This window comes from Rhizobium redzepovicii (assembly GCF_019793435.1).
In the GTDB taxonomy this organism is placed as follows: domain Bacteria; phylum Pseudomonadota; class Alphaproteobacteria; order Rhizobiales; family Rhizobiaceae; genus Rhizobium; species Rhizobium redzepovicii.
In genome coordinates this window covers 93,628-115,336 of record NZ_JAILYH010000003.1, presented here as the reverse complement: position 1 = coordinate 115,336, position 21,709 = coordinate 93,628, and the positions used below count along the sequence as shown (strand labels likewise).

At 63.1% G+C, this 21,709-nt stretch carries 24 protein-coding genes; 11 read left to right on the top strand and 13 right to left on the bottom strand.

Annotation, left to right across the window (positions count from 1 at the left end):
• Window positions 1-12: 12 nt before the first annotated feature.
• The 3 genes from K6N12_RS05250 (at window position 13) to K6N12_RS34005 (ending at window position 3,946) form a co-directional block, all read left to right on the top strand.
• Complete coding sequence (locus K6N12_RS05250) at window positions 13-627, top strand: GNAT family N-acetyltransferase (RefSeq protein ID WP_097624124.1); 615 nt, start codon at window positions 13-15, stop codon at window positions 625-627.
• Window positions 624-3,536 (top strand): sensor domain-containing phosphodiesterase, encoded by a 2,913-nt coding sequence (locus K6N12_RS05245; RefSeq protein ID WP_064837171.1) that lies wholly within the window; start codon window positions 624-626, stop codon window positions 3,534-3,536. The genes K6N12_RS05250 and K6N12_RS05245 overlap by 4 nt, the downstream gene beginning before the upstream one ends.
• Window positions 3,537-3,643: 107 nt before the next feature.
• Window positions 3,644-3,946 (top strand): hypothetical protein, encoded by a 303-nt coding sequence (locus K6N12_RS34005; protein WP_239619821.1) that lies wholly within the window; start codon window positions 3,644-3,646, stop codon window positions 3,944-3,946.
• Window positions 3,947-4,198: 252 nt separating this feature from the next.
• Here K6N12_RS34005 and K6N12_RS05235 read toward each other — a convergent pair whose 3' ends face one another.
• Window positions 4,199-4,681, bottom strand: a complete 483-nt coding sequence (locus K6N12_RS05235) for an Lrp/AsnC family transcriptional regulator (RefSeq protein ID WP_097624182.1) — start codon at window positions 4,679-4,681, stop codon at window positions 4,199-4,201.
• Window positions 4,682-4,786: 105 nt separating this feature from the next.
• Here K6N12_RS05235 and K6N12_RS05230 point away from each other — a divergent pair, with 105 nt between their 5' ends.
• From K6N12_RS05230 to K6N12_RS05205, 6 genes are all read left to right on the top strand, one after another.
• A complete protein-coding gene (locus K6N12_RS05230; protein ID WP_097624123.1) occupies window positions 4,787-5,998 on the top strand; it encodes a diaminopropionate ammonia-lyase in 1,212 nt (403 codons plus the stop codon).
• A complete protein-coding gene (locus tag K6N12_RS05225; RefSeq protein ID WP_131711373.1) occupies window positions 5,995-7,239 on the top strand; it encodes a Zn-dependent hydrolase in 1,245 nt (414 codons plus the stop codon). The genes K6N12_RS05230 and K6N12_RS05225 overlap by 4 nt, the downstream gene beginning before the upstream one ends.
• Window positions 7,236-8,396, top strand: a complete 1,161-nt coding sequence (locus K6N12_RS05220) for a M20 aminoacylase family protein (RefSeq protein ID WP_097624121.1) — start codon at window positions 7,236-7,238, stop codon at window positions 8,394-8,396. The genes K6N12_RS05225 and K6N12_RS05220 overlap by 4 nt, the downstream gene beginning before the upstream one ends.
• Window positions 8,397-8,432: 36 nt before the next feature.
• Complete coding sequence (locus K6N12_RS05215) at window positions 8,433-9,227, top strand: aldolase (RefSeq protein ID WP_097624120.1); 795 nt, start codon at window positions 8,433-8,435, stop codon at window positions 9,225-9,227.
• Window positions 9,228-9,407: 180 nt separating this feature from the next.
• Window positions 9,408-9,833: a hypothetical protein gene (locus K6N12_RS05210; RefSeq protein WP_097624119.1), complete on the top strand. Its 426-nt coding sequence runs from the start codon at window positions 9,408-9,410 to the stop codon at window positions 9,831-9,833.
• A 137-nt stretch (window positions 9,834-9,970) separates the two neighbouring features.
• A complete protein-coding gene (locus K6N12_RS05205; protein ID WP_097624118.1) occupies window positions 9,971-10,279 on the top strand; it encodes a Dabb family protein in 309 nt (102 codons plus the stop codon).
• A gap of 33 nt (window positions 10,280-10,312) precedes the next feature.
• Here K6N12_RS05205 and K6N12_RS05200 read toward each other — a convergent pair whose 3' ends face one another.
• The 10 genes from K6N12_RS05200 to K6N12_RS05160 form a co-directional block, all read right to left on the bottom strand.
• Window positions 10,313-11,212: a metal ABC transporter substrate-binding protein gene (locus K6N12_RS05200; protein WP_097624117.1), complete on the bottom strand. Its 900-nt coding sequence runs from the start codon at window positions 11,210-11,212 to the stop codon at window positions 10,313-10,315.
• Between the two features lie 16 nt (window positions 11,213-11,228).
• Window positions 11,229-12,101, bottom strand: coding sequence for a metal ABC transporter permease (locus tag K6N12_RS05195; RefSeq protein WP_097624116.1), 873 nt, complete (start codon window positions 12,099-12,101; stop codon window positions 11,229-11,231).
• A complete protein-coding gene (locus K6N12_RS05190) occupies window positions 12,098-12,847 on the bottom strand; it encodes a metal ABC transporter ATP-binding protein (protein WP_097624115.1) in 750 nt (249 codons plus the stop codon). The genes K6N12_RS05195 and K6N12_RS05190 overlap by 4 nt, the downstream gene beginning before the upstream one ends.
• Complete coding sequence (locus K6N12_RS34625) at window positions 12,844-12,972, bottom strand: hypothetical protein (protein ID WP_275593015.1); 129 nt, start codon at window positions 12,970-12,972, stop codon at window positions 12,844-12,846. Before K6N12_RS34625 ends, K6N12_RS05190 begins: the two co-directional genes overlap by 4 nt.
• A gap of 400 nt (window positions 12,973-13,372) precedes the next feature.
• Complete coding sequence (locus K6N12_RS05185; protein ID WP_018245131.1) at window positions 13,373-14,065, bottom strand: amino acid ABC transporter permease; 693 nt, start codon at window positions 14,063-14,065, stop codon at window positions 13,373-13,375.
• Between the two features lie 19 nt (window positions 14,066-14,084).
• Window positions 14,085-14,792 carry an amino acid ABC transporter permease gene (locus tag K6N12_RS05180; protein ID WP_097624114.1) on the bottom strand — a complete coding sequence of 236 codons (708 nt, stop codon included), beginning with the start codon at window positions 14,790-14,792 and terminating at the stop codon, window positions 14,085-14,087.
• Between the two features lie 54 nt (window positions 14,793-14,846).
• Complete coding sequence (locus tag K6N12_RS05175; protein ID WP_097624113.1) at window positions 14,847-15,671, bottom strand: amino acid ABC transporter substrate-binding protein; 825 nt, start codon at window positions 15,669-15,671, stop codon at window positions 14,847-14,849.
• A 16-nt stretch (window positions 15,672-15,687) separates the two neighbouring features.
• On the bottom strand, window positions 15,688-16,428 hold the full coding sequence (locus K6N12_RS05170) for an amino acid ABC transporter ATP-binding protein (protein ID WP_097624112.1): 741 nt from the start codon (window positions 16,426-16,428) through the stop codon (window positions 15,688-15,690).
• Window positions 16,421-17,911 carry an NAD(P)-binding domain-containing protein gene (locus tag K6N12_RS05165; protein ID WP_097624111.1) on the bottom strand — a complete coding sequence of 497 codons (1,491 nt, stop codon included), beginning with the start codon at window positions 17,909-17,911 and terminating at the stop codon, window positions 16,421-16,423. The genes K6N12_RS05170 and K6N12_RS05165 overlap by 8 nt, the downstream gene beginning before the upstream one ends.
• The gene (locus K6N12_RS05160) at window positions 17,908-18,906 is read right to left on the bottom strand and encodes a LysR family transcriptional regulator (protein WP_097624110.1); all 999 of its coding nucleotides are present in this window, start codon (window positions 18,904-18,906) and stop codon (window positions 17,908-17,910) included. Before K6N12_RS05160 ends, K6N12_RS05165 begins: the two co-directional genes overlap by 4 nt.
• 161 nt (window positions 18,907-19,067) lie before the next feature.
• Between K6N12_RS05160 and K6N12_RS05155 the strand changes: the two genes are divergently transcribed.
• Window positions 19,068-19,550, top strand: a complete 483-nt coding sequence (locus K6N12_RS05155; RefSeq protein WP_097624109.1) for a CMD domain-containing protein — start codon at window positions 19,068-19,070, stop codon at window positions 19,548-19,550.
• Window positions 19,547-20,122 carry a peroxidase-related enzyme gene (locus K6N12_RS05150; RefSeq protein ID WP_097624108.1) on the top strand — a complete coding sequence of 192 codons (576 nt, stop codon included), beginning with the start codon at window positions 19,547-19,549 and terminating at the stop codon, window positions 20,120-20,122. The genes K6N12_RS05155 and K6N12_RS05150 overlap by 4 nt, the downstream gene beginning before the upstream one ends.
• 104 nt (window positions 20,123-20,226) lie before the next feature.
• Here the strand turns inward: K6N12_RS05150 and K6N12_RS05145 are convergent, their stop codons facing one another.
• Window positions 20,227-20,712, bottom strand: a complete 486-nt coding sequence (locus K6N12_RS05145) for a peroxiredoxin (RefSeq protein WP_003557102.1) — start codon at window positions 20,710-20,712, stop codon at window positions 20,227-20,229.
• 94 nt (window positions 20,713-20,806) lie between these two features.
• Complete coding sequence (locus K6N12_RS05140; protein WP_097624107.1) at window positions 20,807-21,658, bottom strand: protein-disulfide reductase DsbD domain-containing protein; 852 nt, start codon at window positions 21,656-21,658, stop codon at window positions 20,807-20,809.
• Between the last annotated feature and the right edge of the window lie 51 nt (window positions 21,659-21,709).

Below are 21,709 nucleotides of genomic sequence, written 5' to 3'. Positions count from 1 at the left end.
CGGGAGTGATGGATGCCAAAATCGGTGTTTCGGTTTCTGTCGCGGCAGCCGGATGCGGTCGAGCTGGAAAACGACCGATATCTCTTGCGCCTGCCGCGCTACCAGGATTTCAACCAATGGCACCGGCTGCGCGCCGAAAGCCGCAAGTTCCTGGAGCCCTGGGAGCCGACCTGGCGGCGCGACGAGCTGACGGAAGGCGCCTACCGCGCCCGCGTCATCCGCGGCAAGCAGGAATATGCCTCGGGCCAGGCAATCCCGCTGTTCATTTTCCTCAAGGAAAACCACGCCCTCGTCGGCGGCATCACCATCGGTTATATCAGGCGGGGCGCGGCACAAAGCTGCATGATCGGCTACTGGATGGGCGAGCGCCATGCCGGCCAGGGGCATATGTTCGCCGCCCTTCAAATGGTTATTCCTTATATCTTCACCGGGCTTGAGTTGCACCGTATCGAAGCAGCCTGTATTCCAGATAACGCGCGCAGCATCCGCCTGCTTGAAAAGGCCGGGTTTCAGCAGGAAGGTTATCTGCGCGGATACTTGAAGATCAACGGTCAGTGGCATGACCATGTGATGTTTTCACGTCTCGCCACCGATACGGATAAAGGCAGGAAAACCGACAGCCGATGACCAGAGACCGCATGCTGCCCAAGTCACCGTCCGGACGTTTGATCGCGGTGATCGCAGCCTTTTTGCTGGCGGTGTTCGCCCTTTCGGCGGGCGCGGCCCAGGCGGCCGAACCGGTGAAGATTTCCCGTGACGACACCGCGCTCGACCTGACCGCGACGACCGAAATCTACGTCAACCAGGGCGAGGCCTTCCAGGTTTCGACGGCGGCCGGCGCCGACGGTATCCGCCGGCGCATCGAGGTCAGGGCAAGCTCTGAAAATCACCAGGGCGACTGGGCGGTGTTCGCGCTCGCCAACGTCTCGGAGGAACAGCTGGAGCGGGTCATCGTCGCGCCGCATTTCCGGCTGGTCAATTCCAAGCTGTTCTGGCCGGATCTCGGCTCGCAGCGCATCAGCGCGATTACGCCCAGCGAAGGTTTCGCGCTCGACCGGCAGCCGAGCGACGAGGCCGACGTCTTCCGCATCACGCTGAACCCCGGCGCCGTCATCACCTTCGTCGCCGAACTGTCGACGCCGGAGCTGCCGCAGATCTACCTTTGGGAACCGAACGCCTACAAGGACACGATCAACGCCTTCACGCTCTACCGCGGCATTGTGCTCGGCATTGCCGGCCTGCTGGCGGTGTTCCTGACCATCCTCTTCGTCGTCAAGGGCACCTCGATGCTGCCGGCGACCGCAGCCCTTGCCTGGGCGGTGCTCGGCTATATCTGCGTCGACTTCGGCTTTCTCGGCAAGCTGATCAGCGTGGCCTCGGCCGACCAGCGAATATGGCGCGCCTGCGCCGAGGTGGCGCTGGCCTCCAGTTTCGTCATCTTCCTGTTCACCTATTTGAACCTCAACCGCTGGCATGCGCATCTCGGCTACGCGACGCTCGCCTGGGTGCTCGGCCTTGCCCTGCTCTTCGGCGTCGCGATCTACGATCCGTCGATTGCCGCCGGCATCGCCCGGCTTTCCTTCGCCCTGACGGCGGCGACCGGGCTGCTGCTGATCGTCTATCTCGGCTTCAACCGCTACGACCGCGCCATCCTCTTGGTGCCCGCCTGGGCGCTGACGCTCGTCTGGCTGTTCGGCGCATGGCTGACGGTCACCGGACGGCTCGACAACGACATCATCCAGCCGGCCCTCGGCGGCGGCTTGGTGCTCATCGTGCTTCTGATCGGCTTCACCGTCATGCAGCACGCCTTTGCAGGCGGCGCCTTCCAGCAGGGGCTGTTTTCCGATCTCGAGCGGCAATCGCTGGCGCTGACCGGGTCCGGCGACATGGTGTGGGATTGGGACGTGGCGCGCGACCGCGTCGTCACCATTCCCGATGTTTCGACCAAGCTCGGCCTGTCCCCGGGCACCATGCATGGGGCGGCGCGCAACTGGCTGCCGCGGCTGCACCCAGACGATCGCGACCGCTTCCGCGCCACGCTCGACGTGCTGCTCGAACACCGGCGCGGCCGGCTGAACCACGAATTCCGCATCCGCGCCGAGGACGGGCATTTCCACTGGCTGCTGATCCGCGCCCGGCCGGTGCTCGGCTCGAACGGCGAAATCATCCGCTGCGTCGGCACGATCGTCGACGTCACCGAGCAGAAAAATTCCGTCGAGCGGCTGCTGCACGATGCGCTGCATGACAATCTCACCGGCCTGCCGAACCGGCAGGTGTTCCTCGACCGGCTGCAGGCGGTGCTGGCGCTGGCGCCGGGTGGCGATACGCTCAAGCCCACCGTGATGGTGATCGACATCGACCGCTACAAGCTGGTCAATGATGCACTCGGCGTCGCTGCCGGCGACAATATCCTGATTGCGCTGACCCGGCGCCTGCGCCGGCTGTTGAAGCCGCAGGACACGCTGGCGCGGCTCGCCGGCGACCAGTTCGGCCTGATCCTGGTGTCCGAGCACAATCCGGCCAAGGTCGCCGATTTCGCCGATGCGATCAGCAAGGCGATCATGGTGCCGATCAACTTCGCCAACCGCGAGATCATCCTGACGGCGTCGATCGGCCTGACCTCCTGGGTCGACCGGCAGGAGAGCGCCAGCGGCCTGCTCAGCGATGCCGAGCTTGCCATGTACCGGGCAAAACGGGCCGGCGGCAACCGCGTCGAGCCGTTCCAGCCGGCCTTCCGCGACTTCGGCACCGACCGGCTGCAGCTCGAAACGGATCTGCGCCGCGCCATCGAGCGCAAGGAATTGTCGATGGTCTACCAGCCGATCGCCCGGCTTGAAGATGTCGAGGTCGCCGGTTTCGAAGCGCTGATGCGCTGGGAACATCCCAAACGCGGCAATATTCCGCCCTCCGAATTCATCCCGATCGCCGAGGCCTCCGATCTCATCGGCCCGCTCGGCATGTTCGCGCTGGAGCAGGCGACCAACGATCTGATGAGCTGGCAGAACCAGACCGGCGAATTGCCGATCTTCGTGTCGATCAACCTGTCGAGCGTGCAGCTGCTCAACAACGAGCTCTATGACGACGTGCGCTCGGTTCTCGCCAAGACCCATTGCCAGCCCGCCCGCCTCAAGCTCGAACTGACCGAGTCCATGGTGATGGAAAATCCGGAACAGGCCCGCCTCGTGCTGCAGAAGCTGAAGGAAGCCGGCATAGGCCTGGCGCTCGACGATTTCGGCACCGGCTATTCCTCGCTCGCCTATCTGACCCGCTTCCCCTTCGACATGATCAAGCTCGACAAGGCCCTGGTGCGCGACGGCAGCGACAAGAAGGCGACCGTGCTCCGCTCGGTCATCGCAATGGCGCGCGAACTTGAAATGAAGGTGGTGGCCGAAGGGATCGAATCCAACGAGGATGCGATCGAGCTCGCCAAGATGGGCTGCAACTACGGGCAAAGCTATCTGTTCGGCCCGCCGATCGCCTCGGAATCCGTGCTGCGACTGCTGCGGGAACGGTTTCCGCTAACCAAGCGGGCGTGAGATGGCCTGCCGGTTTCAGCGGTTGCCGGCCTCGGCGGCAAAGGTCACCTTTGGCCACTATACCAACCACATGGTCGTCTTGCTTTCTCACATTTGAGGGGCCACGCATGAATGTGCAAGCCGAAGTCGACCTTCCAACTCAGAAACAAAAGTGGGCTTGGGCATCGGCGGCGTTGCTTTGTGTTCTGACATCGCCAGTTTTCCTCGTTCTGAAAACACTCGCTTTTATGATGGGCCTGAATTCGTTCCTGTTTTTTTTCGGGGCATTCCTCGTCATCTCTGTCGTGGGGTTTTCTTCTTGCTCCGGTGTCGGTGGTTTGGAGTGGGTATATAGCGGTGACCGAGGTCATTCTTGGGCTTTCGGAAGACCACAAATACTTCTTGTGCTGTTCGTCGAAAAACCGATTTGAAGCAGAATTTGGTTCATTCGTGCCAGTTTTGATGTTTCCGGCAGGAATGACGAGCTGCCTACTTCTAGCTCGGTTTTTGTTTTGGAAATCCCTCACGCTCCAACAAATGATATTGGTTGTCGCGGTCTCGACCGTGATCGCGCAAGGTCTGTTGTGGTACTACGAATGGCAAGAGGTGATTGTGAAATGTTCGGCCGTTCAGTGTAATTTCTGAAATGATTTGCGCTTACCAAGCGGCCTGAGCGGCCAGTCTCAGCGCTCGACGGGAACGCCGAGACCGACCTTCACCCGATCCATCGCGACGAAGGTCCGGAAGCGCTTGACGTTGTTGTTGCCGAAGAACAGCCGCCGCGTCAGCGCTTCGTAATCGGCCATTGCGGGAACGACGATGACCAGGATGAAATCCGCCTCGCCGGTGACGTAGTAGCATTGCTGGATTTCCGGCGCGGCTGCGAACTGGCTTTTGGCCTGTTCGATCTGTTTTGCCGTTTCGCTGATAACCTCCACCTCGACGAAGATGGTGATCGATTGGCCGAGCGCTGCAGGGTCGAGAACGGCGACGTTTGCCCGGATGACCCCATCCTCCGTCATACGCTTGATCCGGCGCTGGACGGCGGGCGCGGACAGGCCGACGGCTTCGCCGATCGTGCGCTGCGGCGTGGTATTGTCCCTTTGCAGGATCGCCAGGATTTTGTGATCGAAAGCATCCAAGGGAGATTTTAGCGGCCGGCTCAGAACGGGGCTCCAACGAAACAAAATTGCAAAACCAAGCCCGAAATACAGCGCCTTTTTCACCTCGCCTGCAATATGTTTTAGCCGAACAATTGAAATGAGGCGCTCATGTTTCTGCTGAACACCAATGCCGACTACCGCCAGCCCCTCGACCCGCGGGACGCCGAAATCCTCGGGATGGAGGCGGCAGACGCCGTCGAGCGCCACCTGACATTCCGGGAAAACCATGCGGAAACGCCGCTCGTCGCCTTGCCGACGCTGGCGGCCGAACTCGGTGTCGGCTCGATCCATGTGAAAGACGAGGGCCACCGACTCGGCCTTGGGAGTTTCAAGGCGCTTGGCGGTGCCTATGCCGTGATCCGTCTGGTCCTCGAGGAAGCAGCAAGGAGGCTCGGCCGTCCCGTCGATGTCTCCGAATTGCATTCTTCCGATGTGCGAGAGGTGGCCGAGACGATGGCCGTCGCCTGCGCCACCGACGGCAATCACGGCCGGTCGGTGGCCCAGGGCGCGCAGCTTGTGGGAGTCCGGGCGGCGATATTCGTGCATGCCGGCGTTAGCGACGAACGCGTCGCCGCCATCGCCCGCTTCGGCGCCGAGATGATCCGTGTGGCCGGCACCTATGACGATTCCGTTCGGGAGGCGGCGCGCATGGCTGAGCAAAAGGGCTGGACCATCGTCTCGGACACCTCATGGCCCGGCTATGAGCGCATTCCCGGGCTGGTGATGCAGGGCTACACCGCCCTTATCAGGGAAGCGCTCAGGGCAATGCCGCGGCCGCCCACCCATGTCTTCCTCCAGGCAGGCGTCGGCGGGATTGCCGCGACCGTCGCAGGCCACATGGCCATCGCCTTCGGCGAGGAACGCCCGACCTTCACAGTCGTCGACCCCGCCCGCGCCGCCTGCCTGTTCGAAACGGCGCGCGCCGGACATCCGGTGACCGTTGCCCATGGCGAGCCGACCGTCATGGCGATGCTCGAATGCTACGAACCGTCCCTCGTCGCCTGGCGTATCCTCTCCCGCGTCGCCGACGCGTTCATGACCGTTGACGAAGACGAGGCGATCTCGGTGATGAAACGGCTTGCCGATCCGGCTGGAACCGACCCGGCGATTGTCGCCGGCGAAAGCGGCGGCGTCGGGCTTGCCGGGCTGATCCGCGCTGCCGGCGATCCCGCGATCAGGCAAGCCCTGTCTCTCGACGGCCATTCGCGCATATTGCTGGTGAACACTGAAGGCGCGACCGATCCCGGCAAATATCAAGAGATCGTCGGGCGATCACCGGCCGCGGTCGCCGCGAAATTCAAGACCGGAGCTTCAGCATGAGCCGCCGTTCAATCGATCCGGCGCGTCTGCTCAGGCGCATCTCCACGCTCGGCGAGATCGGCCGCGATGCGGAGGGACGGCTTGTCCGATTGGCGGCCTCCGATAGCGAAAAGCTGGGGCGCGATCAGTTTGTTGCCTGGCTTGAGGAAGCCGGACTGGAGGTTGCGGTCGACCATATCGGCAACATCTTCGGCATCTGGAATGGCGCGGGCGGGGAGGAAAAGCCGATTATGATCGGCTCTCACATCGACACGGTGATCAATGCCGGCATCTATGACGGATGTTATGGCGTGCTGGCCGGCCTGGAGGTGATCCAGACGCTGAAAGACGAAGGGTTCGAACCGTCGCGCCCGATTGTCGTTGCCGCCTTCACCAATGAGGAAGGGGTGCGCTATGCGCCTGATATGATGGGTTCGCTGGTCTATTCCGGAGGCCTCGATGTCGCCGCCGCGCTGAAGACGTTGGGCACCGACGGCACTCTGCTCGGCGATGAACTGGCGCGGATCGGCTATGCCGGCACCCATGCGCCCGGCTTCATGACGCCGCACGCCTATGTCGAACTGCATATCGAGCAGGGTCCCGTTCTCGAAAGGGAGGGCGTATCGGTCGGCGCGGTCGAGAACCTGCAGGGCATTTCCTGGCAGAGGGTGACCATCGACGGCGATGCGAACCATGCAGGCACGACACCGATCTCGATGCGCCGGGACGCCGGATACGCGGCGGCCCGCGTCATCGCCTTTCTGCGGGACCGGGCGAAATCCTCGAACACCCCGACGGTCGCGACCGTCGGCTGCATCGCTTTCGAGCCGAACGCCATCAATGTCATTCCCTCTCGCGCGACGTTCACGGTCGATCTGCGTGATCCGGACGAAGACCGCCTGAAGGAAGAGGAAGCCGCGCTCGCTGCCTTCCTCGAGCTGCTTTCGGCCGAGGAAAAGGTCGGCATTTCAGCCGAGCGGCTGGCGCGGTTCGAGCCGGTCAAGTTCGATCCGGCGATCGTTCGGCTGATCGAAGCGGCCGCCGGGGATCGCGGCCTGGCGTGCGGGCGCATGACATCGGGCGCCGGCCATGATGCCCAGATGATCGCCCGCATCGCGCCAAGCGCGATGATCTTCGTTCCCAGCCGCAGCGGCATCAGTCACAATCCGAAGGAGTTCACGACAGACGTAGACCTCATCGCGGGAGCGAATATCCTCCTCGACGTCGTTTGCGGACTCGCAACAGGGGAATTGCCCGAATGACCATGGACAGCCGGACGCTGGAACAGGACATGACCGCCTGGAGGCACGAGCTCCACAGCCATCCCGAATTCGGCTTCGAGGAGAAGCGGACGGCGGCTTTCGTCGCCCGGAAACTGCGGGAGTTCGGGCTCGACGAGGTCGTCGAAGGTGTCGGCGGCACCGGGGTTGTCGGAACGCTCCGGCGCGGCGGCGGCAACCGCTCCATCGCGCTCCGCGCCGATATGGATGCCCTGAGGATCACCGAACAGGGCGATCGGCCCTATCGCTCGCAGACCGAAGGCCTGATGCATGCCTGCGGCCATGACGGCCATACGGCGATGCTGCTTGGCGCCGCCAGGATGCTGGCCGAGGACGGCGATTTCGACGGCACCGTCCGGTTCATTTTTCAGCCGGCCGAGGAATGGGGCAAAGGCGCCTTGGCGATGCTCGGCGACGGCCTGATGACGCGTTTTCCCTTCGACGAAATCTACGGGCTGCACAACATGCCGGGTCTTCCGCTCGGCGTTTTCCAGACCCGCGCCGGCGCGATCATGTCGGCGGAGGATAATTTCGAGATCGTGCTCAAGGGCGTCGGCGGACACGCCGCGCGTCCGCACTCCGGCAACGAAGTCCTGGTCGCCGCCTGCGCATTGGTGACGAACCTCCAGACCATCGTTTCCCGGCGGCTCGACCCGACCGATATCGGCGTCGTCTCGGTGACCGAACTTCTGACCGACGGCACCCGCAACGCCCTGCCCGGGCTGGCGCGCATCCTGGGCGATGCCCGCAGCTTCCGTCCCGAGGTCAGCGCGGCGATCGAGACGCAGATGCGCCTGATCGCCGAGGGGACGGCGCTCGCCCACAATGTCGCGGCCGAGGTGAATTATACCCGGGAATTCGTCCCCCTGCTCAACGATGCCGCCCTGGCCGAGGAAGCCTTTGCCGCAGCCCGCAGCGTCTTCCCGTCCGAAAACGTCAAGGTCCGGCGCGAGCCGATGACCGGATCGGAAGACTTCGCTCGGTTTCTCGACCATGTCCCCGGCTGCTTCGTCTTCCTCGGCAATGGCGAAGGTTCGGCGCCGCTGCACAATCCGAATTACGATTTCAACGACGGCGGACTGATCCACGGCGCCACGTTCCACACGAGCATCGTCCGCCGGCGCCTGAGCGCAAGCTGACATCCGCCGTCTTTCACCCCAGCAGGGAGCAACATCATGGCCCATTCACTGAACACCTCCTCCGTTTCAAGTTCGGCCGGCCCCAATCAGCCGAAGCTGGAAACCGAAGAAATCTGGCGTGCGCGCGCCGATCTCGCCGCCTGTTTTCGCATGGCGGCGCACTACGGAATGGAGGAAGGCATATGCAATCACTTCTCCGCCGTCGTGCCGGGCTATGACGACCTGTTCCTCGTCAATCCTTACGGCTACGCGTTCAGCGAGCTGACCGCATCCATGCTGCTGGTCTGCGATTTTCATGGTCACGTCGTTGCCGGAGAGGGCAAGCCGGAAGCGACCGCCTTTTACATTCACGCCCGCATTCATGAGAACATTCCCAGGGCAAAGGCTGCTTTTCATACGCACATGCCCTATGCCACCGCACTTTCGATGACGGAGGGCGAGCCGCTCATCTTCGCCGGCCAGACCGCCCTGAAATTCTACGGGCGCACCGCGGTGGATTCGAACTATAACGGCCTCGCATTGGACGAGCGCGAGGGTGATCGCATCGCCTCGGCGATCGGCGATGCCGACATCGTCTTCATGAAGCATCATGGCGTCATGGTCTGCGGCCCCAGCATAGCGGAAGCCTGGGACGACCTCTATTATCTCGAAAGAGCCTGCGAAGTTCAGACCCTTGCCCTGTCGACCGGGCGAAAGGTCCTGCCTGTCGCTCCGGAGATCGCCGAGGCGGCCTATCTGCAGATGCGTGAAGGCGATCCGGAGTCCGCACGCCTCCATCTCGAATCGATCAAGCGCACGCTCGACCGGACGCAGCCCGAATTTAGAAACTGACGGCCAGCCTCTCCAGCGCGTGAGGTTTCAGCCACGCGTTGCGGGCGGTTCGATCGCCAATCAATTCCAGCGCGAGCACGGTTTGACGACCCGCCGCGACTGCGGCCTTCCCTTCCAATGATGGCCATTGACCTGCGGCCTGCGATGTGCGCCTCTCATTGCTTGCACAAGGAAAATTCCATGCTCAAGTTTCTGCTCACCCTCTCCCTGGGTGTTTTTTGCGTCTCGCCGCTTCAGGCCGGCGAACTCACTCCCGTCACCAAGAGCTGCCTGCCGGGGGACAAACAGCGGCACTGCGAGCGCTGGGTCAAGGATTTCAAGACGGCCATGGATCTGGCGTATAAGGGCGATCACGGCGCCCAGGTGACCGTCGCCTTCTGCCTGTCCACAGGCTGCCATGGCGCAGTCGCCATCGACAAGGTCGCCTCCTGCAGCTGGCATCTCGTCATCGCCAATTCGGGTGCCGCGACGGTGCTCGACAGTTCCAACACCAGGAACACCTGCCGGCCGATGACGCCGGCTGAGAAAGACGAAGCCCGCGCGCTGGCGAGCGATCTCGTGCAGAAGATCTACAAACGGCCTCTGGTCAAGACCGACCAGATGTAATCTGCCCGGGTCCTGGCTCGCGCCGCAACGTCTGCGTGAAAATAAATCTCGTTGCTCTCGCGGCTTTCGCCGCTATTCTCCAGCCAAAGAAAATCGGGCCAAAGAAAATCGGCCAAAGAAAATCGGGAGGACCACTGATGATCCTGCACTGCGTATTCCTGCGGCTGAAGACCGCAATGACGAACGAAGACAAGCAGTCGCTGTTCGAAGCGATCGCCGCGTTGAAACAGGTCATTCCGGGCGTAGTGGATATCAAGTACGGGCCGAATGTTTCGCCCGAAGGCCTGCATGGCGGCTTCGTCGACGGTTTTGCCGTGACCTTTGAAAGCCCCGAGGCCCGCGACGCCTATCTCATCCATCCCGAGCATGTGGCTGTTGGCGAGCGCATCGTCTCGTCGACGGATGGAGGCCTCGCCGGCATCCTGGTCTTCGACCTCAATTTGTAAGGGCCGCAGGATAAACCTGCAGCCCTCGATGCCTCAGCTCGACTTCGCCATGGCGGCGGCGAGCTGGTCGACATTGTATTTGAACATTTTCTCATAGGTCGGCGCCGGCCCCTTGGCGTCGGACAGGGATTCGACATAGAGCTCGCCGCCGGGCTCGGCACCGGTTGCCTTGGCGACCTGCTTGACCAGCCGCGGATCGTTGGAACTCTCGAAGAAATAGGCTTTCACATGCTCGCCCTTGATCTGCTCGATCAGCTTGGCGACGTCGGCGGCCGAGGCCTCGCTTTCGGTGGACAGACCAAGCGGCGCCAGGAAGCTGACATTATATTCGCGGCCGAAATAGCCGAAGGCATCATGGCTGGTCAGCACCTTACGGCGATCGTCGGCCACCTTGTCGAATTTCGCGTGGGCGTAGGCGTTCAATTCATCCAACGTCTTTGTGTACTTCTCGGCATTGGCCTTGAAGGCGGCGGCGTCCGTGGGATCGGCCGATGACAGCGCCTTTTCGATATTGGCGACCCAGATCTTGACGTTGACGGGGCTGTTCCAGACGTGCGGATCGGTGATTTTTTCGCCGTCCTCTTCCATGGTGCGGGTGTTGATGCCTTCGGAAACGGTGACCGGCTTGCCCTTGTAACCCGAGGCGGAGATCAGCCGGTCCATCCAGCCTTCCAACCCCTCGCCGCTGACGAAGGTTACCTGCGCCGCGTTCAAATTCTTCGCATCGGCCGGCGACGGCTCGAATTCATGGGGGTCGCCGTTCGGCCCGACAAGGCTCGTCACCTTGACGTGCTCGCCGCCGACCTGTTTCACAACATCGGCAAGCACGGTGAAGGACGCCACAACCTTCAGCGTTTCGGCGGAGGCGGGCATGGCCGACAGCGCCATCAAAGCGGGGATTGCTGCGGAGAGAAGCAGTCTGTGCGATGTCATCGAAGTCTCCTTGGGATCAGCCCTTCAAATGCGGGCGGGGAAAGAAGCGCCGGGCCAGGCCGGAGGGCGCGAAAAGAATAGAAAGGCCGTAGAGGATCGCCGCCGTCATGATGATCGTCGGGCCGGAGGCGAGTTCGAGATGGTAGGAGGCGATCAGGCCAAGATAGCCGGATGCGGCGGCACTTGCGGCTGATATCGCCATCATCACCGACAGACTGCGCGACCAGAGCTGGGCGACTGCTGCCGGCAGCATCATCAGGCCGACCGCCATCAGCGTGCCGAGCGCCTGGAAGCTGGCGACGAGGTTCAGCACCACGAGCAGCAGGAAGAGCACGTGATAGACCGGCCCGCGCCCGCCGACGGCGCGCAGGAACCCCGGATCGAAACATTCGGTCACCAGCGGCCGATAGATGAAGGCGAGGATGACGAGGTTCATCGAGGTGATCGCGCCGATCAGATAAAGGGTGGGCGCATCGATTGCCAGGATGGTGCCGAAGAGCACATGCAGGAGATCGATATTCGAGCCGCGCAGCGAGACGATCAGCACGCCGAGCGCCAGCGAGGCGAGATAGAAGCTGGCAAAGCTTGCATCTTCCTGCAGCACGGTCATCCGGCTGACGGCGCCGGAAAGCAGCGCCACCGACAGGCCGGCGATGAGACCGCCGAGGCCCATCGCCGTCAGCGACAGCGAGCCGGCGACGAGGTAACCGATGGCGGCCCCCGGCAGCACGGCATGGCTCATCGCGTCGCCCATCAGGCTCATGCGCCGCAGCATCAGGAAGACGCCGATCGGGCCGGAGCCGAGCCCGAGGCAGAGGCAGGCGACGAGCGCGCGGCGCATGAAACCGTAATCGGCAAAGGGCGCGAGGAAGAGATCGTAGGCCGTCATGCCGCCGGCGCCTCTTCGGGTGCGCAGGCATTCGCATCCTCGTCCCAGCGTTCGGCCATGGCGCGCGCCTTCAGGAGATTGACGGAGGACATGACGTCTGCGGTCGCACCCCAGCCGACAAGTTCGCGGGCAAGCAGCAGGGTTTGCGGGAAATGGGCGCGGACGAGCTCGAAATCGTGCAGCACGGCGATCACCGTGCGGCCCTCGCCGTGCCAGCGGGTGACGATATCGATGAGGTCCCTGGTCGTGCGGGCATCAATCGCTGTAAACGGCTCGTCGAGCAGGATGGTGCCGGCATCCTGCAGCAGCAGGCGGGCAAAGAGCACGCGCTGGAACTGGCCGGCCGACAGCGACCCGACATGGCGGCGGCCGAAGCCTTCGAGGCCGACGGCGGAGAGCGCCTCGCCTGCCCTTTTCATCTCGGCGGGCGCGATGCGGCCGAAGGCGCCCGTCTTCTTCCAGGCGCCGAGCATGACGGTATCGATGACCGAGATCGGAAAGCGGCGGTCGATCTCGGCCGCCTGCGGGAGATAACCGAATTCCGCCCGCCCCAGCCGGTGCTCGACCCTGCCTTCGGCGGGGCGAAGCTCGCCCATGATCGCCTTCAGCAGCGTCGACTTGCCCGCCCCGTTCGGCCCGGCGATCGCCGTCAGACTACCCGAGGCGAAGGCGCCGGTGACATAATGGATGGCGGGATGCCTGTTATAGGCGACGGTCAAATTCTCCAGACGGATCAGCGGCGTCATGGCAACAGAACCGCCCAGTGGATCACCAGCCAGAGCACGGCAATGACCAGCGCCATGCCGGTCACCCTAGATAAAGCCGACTTTCCCAGCAGGCTGACGGAGGGGCGGTCGGGGCTCGGGGGCATGGCGCATCCTATAATGTAATAACATTACAGTTATGTTATAACGATTGCGGCGAGAATGAGGCGAGGAGCACGCGGTTATTCACACAATTGAAAAGGGCGATAAACGGTCGCCCTTTATCTGTCAGGATGCTCGTAGTTGCAGCGCTCCGCTGTCCTTGCTTCAGAAGCCACCCCACCCCGAGGATCCACTCTTGCCTCCATCAGCACCGGGCATGGATCCCAGGCTCAGGGCCTGGGGTGACGGAGGTTTGGGATGCGTTTCTGCCAAACTCCCCGCCGGCGCAGCGGATGGCGCATCGAGCCCGAAGCGAAAGTTCGCTGTCGCGGATGGCCGCTACATGCCGAAACGGCTGTGGAAATCCTGACCGCTGCAGCGCGCTCGAGAAAGGGCGAACCGCCCCTATGCCCATACCCTAAGAGCCCGTTCCATCCGGTCGGCGGCATAGGTGACGAGATAGGCGATCACCATGTAGATGACCACAGCGATCAGGAAGGCTTCGAGGTAGTAGAAGTTCAGCGCCGCGGTCAGCTGCGACTGCGCGAAGATGTCGACGACCTCGATTGCAAATCCCAGCGACAGTGCCTTCATGATCACCATGATAGAGTTGGCAAGATCCGGGATGGCCGCGACGATGACCTGCGGCAGCATCACCCGGCGGAACACCTGGCTGCGTTTATAGCCCAGGGAGTAGGCCGCATCGGCCTGACCGTTGTCGAAAGAATTCAGTGCGCCCTTCACGACTTCCGCCTGGAAGGCTGCGACGCAGGCGGTCAGGGCGACGATGAGCGTGATCCAGTTCGGCGTCGAGTGGCCGTTATAGTCGATGCCGACGAGCGAGGTCAGGAACTGCAGCGTCGGCGGCAAGCCGTAATAGGCGAGGAAGATCACAATCACCATCGGAACGCCCTTGAAGACGACCTTGTAGGCGACGACCAGTTCCCGAAGCAGCGGGACCCGCCGGTATTCCACCATCGCAAAAAGGCTGCCGACGATCGTAGAAAAGACGAAGATGCCAAGCGCCATGGCGAGCGTCACCGGGACCGCGCCGAGGATGTCCCAGAGATCGGGCAGAAGGACTTCGGAATCGAACATGTGATGACCTCCTATTCGATCAGACGCTTGCCATCATGGTGGCCTTGGCCGGTGCGGTATTGGGCGCAAACTTTGCGTTTCGCGTTTCGAAAAAGCGCACGACCATCCATGCCACGAGGCATAGCAGCGAATAGATCACCGCCAGCACAAGGTAGGTCTCGAACTGGTACTGATTGTAGTCGCGCTCCATGACGAGATGGGCGGTCGCCATGACATCCGCGGCGCCGATGTACATCACGAGTGCGACGTTGTGGATGAGGTAGATGATCGAATTGCCGTAGCCTGGCAGGGCGATGTGCACCGCCTGGGGTCCGACGACACGAAGGATCTTCTGAAGGAAAGTGTATCCGAGACTGTCGGCGGCGTCATGCTGACCGCGTTCTACGGCGAGGTAGGCTGGCCGCAGAACCTCGGAAAGATAGCCTCCATGGTAGAGGCTGAGGCCGACGATCGCCGCGACATTCGGGGACACGAAGTCCTCGACCTCGAACAGAGCGACGATCAGCGGCAGTCCGTAGAAGGCGACGAACAGTTGCAGCACGACGGGGACGCTCCGGGCATAGGACACGTAGAGGTCAGCCAGCTGGCTGAGAACCGGTATCCTGCGCACCCGGAACGTCGTCGCAATCAGCGCCAGCAGGAAGCCGGCGATCATGGCCGTGAACGTGATCGCAAGCGTCAGCGGCAATGCCTTGAGCAGCTCGGGGATCATGATGGAAAGGTCCACTTTGGAACACTCCTTGTTTCAAATTCAGCCTTGATCGTCGGCCTGCCTTGGGCGTTACTTCATGTAGGTGATGATGTCCTCGCCGAACCATTTCTGCGAGAGCTTGGCGAGCGTGCCGTCGGCCTTGAGCTCCTTCAGAGCCTTGTCGATGTCTGCAGAGAGCGCCTTGTTCTCCTCGGAGCGATGGATCAGCACGAAGGTGTTGTTGATCGCGACCGGCTCGCTTGCCTTGACGTTGAGCTTCTGCTGGTCGATGACCGTCTGCTCGCCGAGGTTCGACGGCAGAACCAGCGCGTCGTATTTGCCGTTCTCGACCTCTTTCAGGCGATCCGGATAGGGAATGCCGGCGCTGGAGGCGGTGATCTCGATCTTGAAGTCGGGGTTCTTTTCCTGCCAGGCGGTGGCGAATTTGTAGATGCCGCCGCCGGCCGTCACCGGCACGATCTTCTTGCCGACCAGATCCTTCATCTCGTTGATGCCGCTATCCTTGCGGCTGTAGATCTTGATCAGGCTGGCGCCGATCGGGCTCTCGGGAATGAGGAACTGCTTTTCACGAGCGGGCGCCCGGTAGTAGCCGCCGGTCGCGATGTCGTATTTTCCGGTCGCAAGGCCGGTCTCCTGAGCGATGTCGGCTGCACCCTCCATCTCGAATTTGTACTGGGGCAGCTTGGCGTTAATCGCCTTCAGGACGTCGGGTTCGTAACCCTGCGGCTCGACGCCGATGGCACCCCACGAGAGCGGCTTGGATTCGGCAGCCGTGGCGATCTTGATGGTGCGCACGTCCTCGGCATGCGATACGCCCGCTGTTGCGAGGGCCAAGGCAACACCGGCGACAGCGAGGCCGAAGGTGCGGCGGGAAGTCGACTTGATGGAAGACATGTCAGGCATCCTTTCTTTACTGGATGGAGTGTTCGGAATTCAGGAACTGGGCAAGGCGCGGGTTGGTGGGCGTGTCGAAGATCTCGGCGGGGCTGCCTTGAGCGGCGACAACGCCCCGATCCATGAAGACGATGCGGTTCGAGATGTTCTTGGCGAACTGCATCTCGTGGGTGACGAGGAGCGAGGTGATGCCTGACGACGTGACGTCCCTGATCACCTTCAAAACTTCGCCGACGAGTTCGGGGTCGAGCGACGACGTCGGTTCGTCGAAGAGCATGACATCCGGCTTCACGGCCAGCGCCCGCGCAATGCCGGTTCGCTGCAGCTGGCCGCCAGACAGCTGGGACGGGTAGCTGTCGACCTTGTTCGAAAGCCCCACCCGCTCAAGCTCCTGCAAAGCGATCGAACGCGCCTCCTCCTTCGACTTGCGCTGCACGACGACGAGCGGATCCATCACGTTCTGAATGACGGTCATGTTCTTGAAGACGTTGAACTGCTGGAAGACCATCGCTGTCCGCAGCCGGATCGCCTGGACCGCGGTGCTGTCCGGCTTCCGGTAGTCCATCCTGACCTGATCGAAGGCGATCGTGCCGGAGGCGGGCTTCGCCAGATAGTTGATGCACTTCAGCAATGTTGTCTTGCCGGTGCCGCTGGGGCCGATGATCGACACCACGTCGCCGCGGTTCACCGAGAGATCGACACCGTTCAGGACCTGGGTGTTGCCGTAGGACAGCTTTAGATCTTTGAGCTCAAGCATTTCGGGTCGGTGTCCTTTCGGCAGATAGATCGGAAAGCGTCGTGGTCTCGTCGTTGGCCCACTCGTCTCCGAGCAGCTCGGGCGTGTCGAACGCCTGGAGATCGGCGAAATGACGCTCGCGGTCGGCGACGAACAACGCCCTGACGATGCCGCGGGCGAGCCGGTCGGCGCCTTCGCTGATCGCCGGAATATCGCCCGTGAGCTTGCCGTGGCTGAGGGTGGCCGGGAAATTGAAGCAGTGGATGCGGGCCAGCGCCGGGCAGGCCCCCGGCTCAACCTCGAGGAACTCGAACGCGTCGCCGAGGTCCGGCGAGGTTTCAAGCTCGTCGTTTCGCATATCCGCGGGCACGGGAAAGCGGTCGCGCCACAGACGGATATGCGATGCGACGGGGCCAAGTTCCGGCCGGTTCGTCAGGTCGACCTTGAACCCGGTGCCGAAGATCAGAAAATCGACGGGATAGCTGCCGTTCGGCGTCGTCACGACGATATGGTCGCCTTGCTGTTGCAGCCGGTCGATCGGGCTTCCCAGATGGAAATGGGCCTGCGGGAAAGCGCTGACACGCAAGACGCTCGGACGCGGAGGCGGCGTCTGCGAGCGCATGGCATAGTCGAGAAAGCGCCACTTCCAGTCATCCGGCAGACCGGCGAAGCCGTGCACCACGCCCTGGCTGCCGATGCCGGTGAATTTGTTGATCCGTGGCAGGTCGGTCCTGCGCACGAACAGGTCAAGCCGGGCAGCGCCTGCCTCGAGCGCGGTGGCGGCGTTGTCCATCGCCGAGGCGCCGGCGCCGACGACGCCAACCCGCTTGCCGCGCAATGCGGTGAAATCGATTTCGTCGGCGGTGTGAGCCCAGAACTTGCGATCGACGTCATTGGCGATCGGCGGCACGAAGGGGCCGCCCAGGCCGTCCCGGCCCGTCGCCAGCACCACGTGGCGCGCGATTGCCGTTTCGGTCCGGCCATCGTGACGGCAGACGACGTCGAGCAGGCCGTCGGCGCGCGGACGAATGGCATCGACGGCGACCCCATTGCGCACCGGCAGGTCAAGCACGCGTCGATACCAGACCAGATAGTCCATCCATGTCTCACGCGGCGCCCTGTCGAGCGCGACCCAGGCATCGCGGCCGTGCAGCGCCTCGTAATAAGCGCGGAAGGTCAGCGCCGGCAGGCCCATCGCCGGCCCGGTCAGTTGCTTGGGAGAGCGAAGGGTTCGCATCCTGGCGAAGGTGACCCACGGCCCCTCGCTTCCGGCAGGCGCCTTGTCGAGAACGACGTGGTTGGCGACGCCGAGCCGCTTCAGCATGGCGGAGGCCACGAGCCCGGCCATACCAGCACCGATGATCACGACGTCGACCACCCCTTGGCCATCGACGAGGCGGGGCGGAACCCAGGACTTGGCCGGCAGCTCCAGCCAGGCAAGGTCCTGCCGCAGGCGTGCCTCGAGAGCCTCGAGATTGTTCGGAAACGTCGAGAGGTCGCTCATGACGGCACCTCCTCGGTCATCGGGCTACCGCCGTAGACGGTGTCGGCCAATGCTTCGACGCCGCCTGCGTCATGCAGCCGGCACCCGGGCATCGCCAGGGCCACCGCGCGCGCCGTATCGATGACGGCGGCGACCGTCGGGGTCAGCGGCATCGCGGCCGGCGAGATGGCGCCGAACAGGAAGGGGATGGTGTGGTCGAGGGCGCGCATCACGATCCCCTCGAGCGGAACGCCGCAGACGGTTGCCGGCTCGACAATGGCCGCTCCCAGTCCGGCCCGGACCATGGTGAGGGCCGTCAGCGAAGCGTTGACGTCGATCATCCGTTGCGGCGCGACGCCCGCCCGTTCCAGGGCTTCGTCGATGCGGTGCCGCAGGCGGTAGGGATTGGCGAGCGTGATGATGCGGCGCTCGGCGAGATCGGAAAGACGCACCACGTCATTGCTGGCCAGTGGGTCGTTCGCGGCGAGCGCAACGACGCAGGGCGCTTCGGCAATCCAGTGCACGTCGAGACCGGGATGTTCCAGCGGCAGGCTTGATATGCCGAAGTCTGCGGAGCGGGCGAGCACGGCCTGCACGACGTTCTCGGCCGCCAGCGCCTGCACATGGAGATGACGCGGTATCAGGTCCGGCGCGACGGCCGCGATCGCCTGGGGCAGAACGCCGGCCGCAAGTGAAGGCGTGGCCGCGATCGTCAGCGACGGCGGCTCATCGAGACCGATGGCATTCGCCCGTTCGCGGATGTGGGCAAGGCTGGCAAGATGGCGTTCCACCTCGGCATGAAAGAGCAGACCGCGCGCGGTCGGGCTGATGCGCGGGCCGCTTCGATGCAGCAGCGCATAGCCGATATCGGCTTCCAGATCCTGGATCAGCCGCGTGACCGCCGGCTGCGATCGTCCCAGCAGCCTTGCCGCCCCGGTCACGCTGCCGGCGGACATCACCGCTGCGAAGGCTTCAAGTTGCCTTATATCGAAAGAGTTAGAATGCATAGTGGACATCAAACACTCTCCTTCATGTCAGTAAAGCATGACAATTCTCATTTGACGACGGGAAATAGATAAAAAATTCACATCGACTGCTGCTTATCATTCCAATTTGACATAATGAGGCGTCAGGCCTACCTAGGGCTTATGTCCTTTGACGTCTTGAGGAGCTTGTTTTGACACTCATCGAAACTCTTGCCTCCGTGAGCCCGGGTTCAGCCCTCGCGGAAGCCGTGGGGAAACGCGCGGAAATCCTGCGCCTCAGTGAAGCGGCCCACGACGCCGTGCTTCTGCCACGCGATCCCGGCGGACTGTCCCACGGCCTGAGGGCCGCGCTCGCCGCCCGCATGGCGCGCCACAACCGCAGCCCGGCGCTCGCAAGCCACTACGACACGCTCGTTGCCCGCGCCGGCGAAGCGGCGACAGCCTTGCTCGCCGAGCCCGACACGAATGTGACGGACCCGCGCACTGCGGAGATCGTTCGTCATGCCGACCGGCTGACGCTCGCGCCGCGCGATGCCACGCGTGCCCATGTCGAGGCATTGGCTCAGGTCGGCGTCACCGACGCCGACATCGTCCGGCTCGCGGAGCTTGCGGCTTTCGTCAATTACCAGGTGCGGGTTCTCGCCGGCCTGAAGCTGCTGGGAGAGATGCGATGAGCGAGGTCGTCCACACCTTCACCACCACGGTGCCGCGCTGGCAGCCCTATGTCGTTCCGGTCGATTTCGCGACAGCTACCGACGAGCAGCATGCAGCGATGCAGACGACGCCATCGAACAAGGGCATCTCGCCCTATGTGCTGACCCTGGCGCACGACCCCGAGACGCTCGCGGTCCGCTCGCCGCTGTTCAACCTGATCATGTACGGCAAGGACGGACTGGCGGCGAGCGAGCGCGAACTGGGCGCGGTCGCGGCCTCCGTCGTCAACCGCTGCGTCTACTGCGCGGCCGTCCATGCCTCCCGGTTCAACAATCTGACAAAACGCACTGATGTCATCGAGGCCGTATTCGCCGACGGTCTCGAGGCGACGCTCGACGAGCACCTCCAGGCAATCTTCGACTTCTCAGCCCGACTGTCGACCACACCGCCCAAGGCGGTCGCGTCCGACGCGCAGGCGCTGGCAGACGTCGGGCTTGACGAGTTGGAGGCTCTCGATCTCGTCCTCTCGTCTGCCATCTTCGGCTGGGCGAACCGGCTGATGCATACGCTCGGTGAGCCGATGAAGGACTAAAGCGCGTCACAATCGCGCTGCAACTTGGCCGCCCGAGAGCGAGCCGGTCACACAAGCGAAAAGGGCGACCGAATGGCCGCCCTTCATCCATCAGCAACGGAAGCTCAGAGCTGTTCCAGCATCGCGGCAGCACCCGAGACCGTTGCCTGGCCGGGGCTTTCCTCGACGTTGAGGGCTTTCACCACGCCGTCTTCCACCAGCATCGAATAGCGCTTGGAGCGGAGGCCGAGGCCGCCGGCGGAGAGGTCGGCGTCGAGGCCGACGGCCTTGGTGAAGCCGGCATCCCAATCGGCGAGGAAGTGTATCTTGCCCATGCCGCCGGAGGATTGCGCCCAGGCGCCCATCACGTGCCAGTCGTTGACTGATACAACGGCGATGTCGTCGACGCCCTTGCCAAGGATGGTGTCGCGGTTTTCGAGATAACCCGGCAAGTGGTTCAGCGAGCAGGTGGGCGTGAAGGCGCCCGGCACGGCAAAGAGCACGACGCGCTTGCCGGCGAAGAGCTGATCGGTGGTGATTTCGACCGGGCCGTCAGCCGTCTTTTCCTTGAAGGTGGCGGCAGGAAGCTTGTCGCCGATCGCGATGGTCATGGTGTTCTCCTTGGTTCTGGCTTGGGGGTTTCCGGCTTTGGGGTTCTGCTTGGCGGCGGGCGCAGCAGGGGATCGAGGCGACTATAGGAGCCCATCATTGAAAGGCAAGTGTGGTCTCCATCGCCCTTTCGCCGTCGATGACCAGCACGCCCCAGCGCTTGCCGGATATGTCGTAATCCTTTGGCAGCTTGCCGATTGATACATCGACCTTGAAGGTGGCGCCGTCGCGTTTGCCGCCGATCTGCTTGGTGAAGGCATAGCCGCTCGGGCCGGTGACGATGATATCGGGCGCGGCCTTGCCCTCGCCCGGCCCCCTGCCCGGCAAAGCGAGCGTCAGCGACAGCGTCTTCCTATCGGGCGACATCGCATGCGCCGTCACGTCGAAATCCGGCGATGGCGGCTTCGGCAGCCTCGCATCGGCAGCCTGAAGGATCGCCTCCTCCTGCGGGTGCGACTGGATGGCGGGGCCAAGCTTCAGCTGCAAATCCGCCTGGAAGGGAATGCAGATATCCTTGCAGATGCCGATGAAGGCTGAGGCGTCGATCGTAACCGGGCCTTTGCCGGCCGCCGTCAGCGACAGCGGCAGCGTCACCGGCGCGTCATAGGCGATATCCTCGATCGCGCCGTTGAAAAAATGCTTCGGAACGGGATAGGCGATGGTTTCGAGCGTGACGCCACTGCCCGCCGCGATGGTGATCTGGGGCGGAATGCCATTGCCGCCTGGCTCTTTCCAATAGGTGATCCAACCGGGTTTCGGCTCGATCTGAAGAGCGGCGCGGATTTTGCCGGCGGCATCGGGCGCCAGCCCCACGAGGCGCATGCGGCCGCCCTCGTTGTCCGCCCAGGGGCTCATTTCCGCATGGGCGGAATAAGACGGCACAAGGGCTGCGGCCACCGATACAACCGCGATTAAAAGCCTGCGCGGGCCTGAGGAAATAATCATCATGGAACAAAGGTTTACCGAATGTGCTGTTTGGCCGCCAGAAGTCGCGGCGAT

Excerpts from the sequence above, each read along its gene's own strand:
- K6N12_RS05175 (WP_097624113.1), bottom strand. The coding sequence starts at position 15,671 with ATGTCTTCCATCAAGTCGACTTCCCGCCGCACCTTCGGCCTCGCTGTC.
- K6N12_RS05220 (WP_097624121.1), top strand. The coding sequence starts at position 7,236 with ATGACCATGGACAGCCGGACGCTGGAACAGGACATGACCGCCTGGAGG.
- K6N12_RS05205 (WP_097624118.1), top strand. The coding sequence starts at position 9,971 with ATGATCCTGCACTGCGTATTCCTGCGGCTGAAGACCGCAATGACGAAC.
- K6N12_RS05150 (WP_097624108.1), top strand. The coding sequence starts at position 19,547 with ATGAGCGAGGTCGTCCACACCTTCACCACCACGGTGCCGCGCTGGCAG.
- K6N12_RS05165 (WP_097624111.1), bottom strand. The coding sequence starts at position 17,911 with ATGAGCGACCTCTCGACGTTTCCGAACAATCTCGAGGCTCTCGAGGCA.
- K6N12_RS05145 (WP_003557102.1), bottom strand. The coding sequence starts at position 20,712 with ATGACCATCGCGATCGGCGACAAGCTTCCTGCCGCCACCTTCAAGGAA.
- K6N12_RS34005 (WP_239619821.1), top strand. The coding sequence starts at position 3,644 with ATGAATGTGCAAGCCGAAGTCGACCTTCCAACTCAGAAACAAAAGTGG.
- K6N12_RS05250 (WP_097624124.1), top strand. The coding sequence starts at position 13 with ATGCCAAAATCGGTGTTTCGGTTTCTGTCGCGGCAGCCGGATGCGGTC.
- K6N12_RS05170 (WP_097624112.1), bottom strand. The coding sequence starts at position 16,428 with ATGCTTGAGCTCAAAGATCTAAAGCTGTCCTACGGCAACACCCAGGTC.
- K6N12_RS05190 (WP_097624115.1), bottom strand. The coding sequence starts at position 12,847 with ATGACGCCGCTGATCCGTCTGGAGAATTTGACCGTCGCCTATAACAGG.
- K6N12_RS05245 (WP_064837171.1), top strand. The coding sequence starts at position 624 with ATGACCAGAGACCGCATGCTGCCCAAGTCACCGTCCGGACGTTTGATC.
- K6N12_RS05215 (WP_097624120.1), top strand. The coding sequence starts at position 8,433 with ATGGCCCATTCACTGAACACCTCCTCCGTTTCAAGTTCGGCCGGCCCC.
- K6N12_RS05210 (WP_097624119.1), top strand. The coding sequence starts at position 9,408 with ATGCTCAAGTTTCTGCTCACCCTCTCCCTGGGTGTTTTTTGCGTCTCG.
- K6N12_RS05140 (WP_097624107.1), bottom strand. The coding sequence starts at position 21,658 with ATGATGATTATTTCCTCAGGCCCGCGCAGGCTTTTAATCGCGGTTGTA.
- K6N12_RS05195 (WP_097624116.1), bottom strand. The coding sequence starts at position 12,101 with ATGACGGCCTACGATCTCTTCCTCGCGCCCTTTGCCGATTACGGTTTC.
- K6N12_RS05225 (WP_131711373.1), top strand. The coding sequence starts at position 5,995 with ATGAGCCGCCGTTCAATCGATCCGGCGCGTCTGCTCAGGCGCATCTCC.
- K6N12_RS05200 (WP_097624117.1), bottom strand. The coding sequence starts at position 11,212 with ATGACATCGCACAGACTGCTTCTCTCCGCAGCAATCCCCGCTTTGATG.
- K6N12_RS05185 (WP_018245131.1), bottom strand. The coding sequence starts at position 14,065 with ATGTTCGATTCCGAAGTCCTTCTGCCCGATCTCTGGGACATCCTCGGC.
- K6N12_RS05160 (WP_097624110.1), bottom strand. The coding sequence starts at position 18,906 with ATGTCCACTATGCATTCTAACTCTTTCGATATAAGGCAACTTGAAGCC.
- K6N12_RS05230 (WP_097624123.1), top strand. The coding sequence starts at position 4,787 with ATGTTTCTGCTGAACACCAATGCCGACTACCGCCAGCCCCTCGACCCG.
- K6N12_RS34625 (WP_275593015.1), bottom strand. The coding sequence starts at position 12,972 with ATGCCCCCGAGCCCCGACCGCCCCTCCGTCAGCCTGCTGGGAAAGTCG.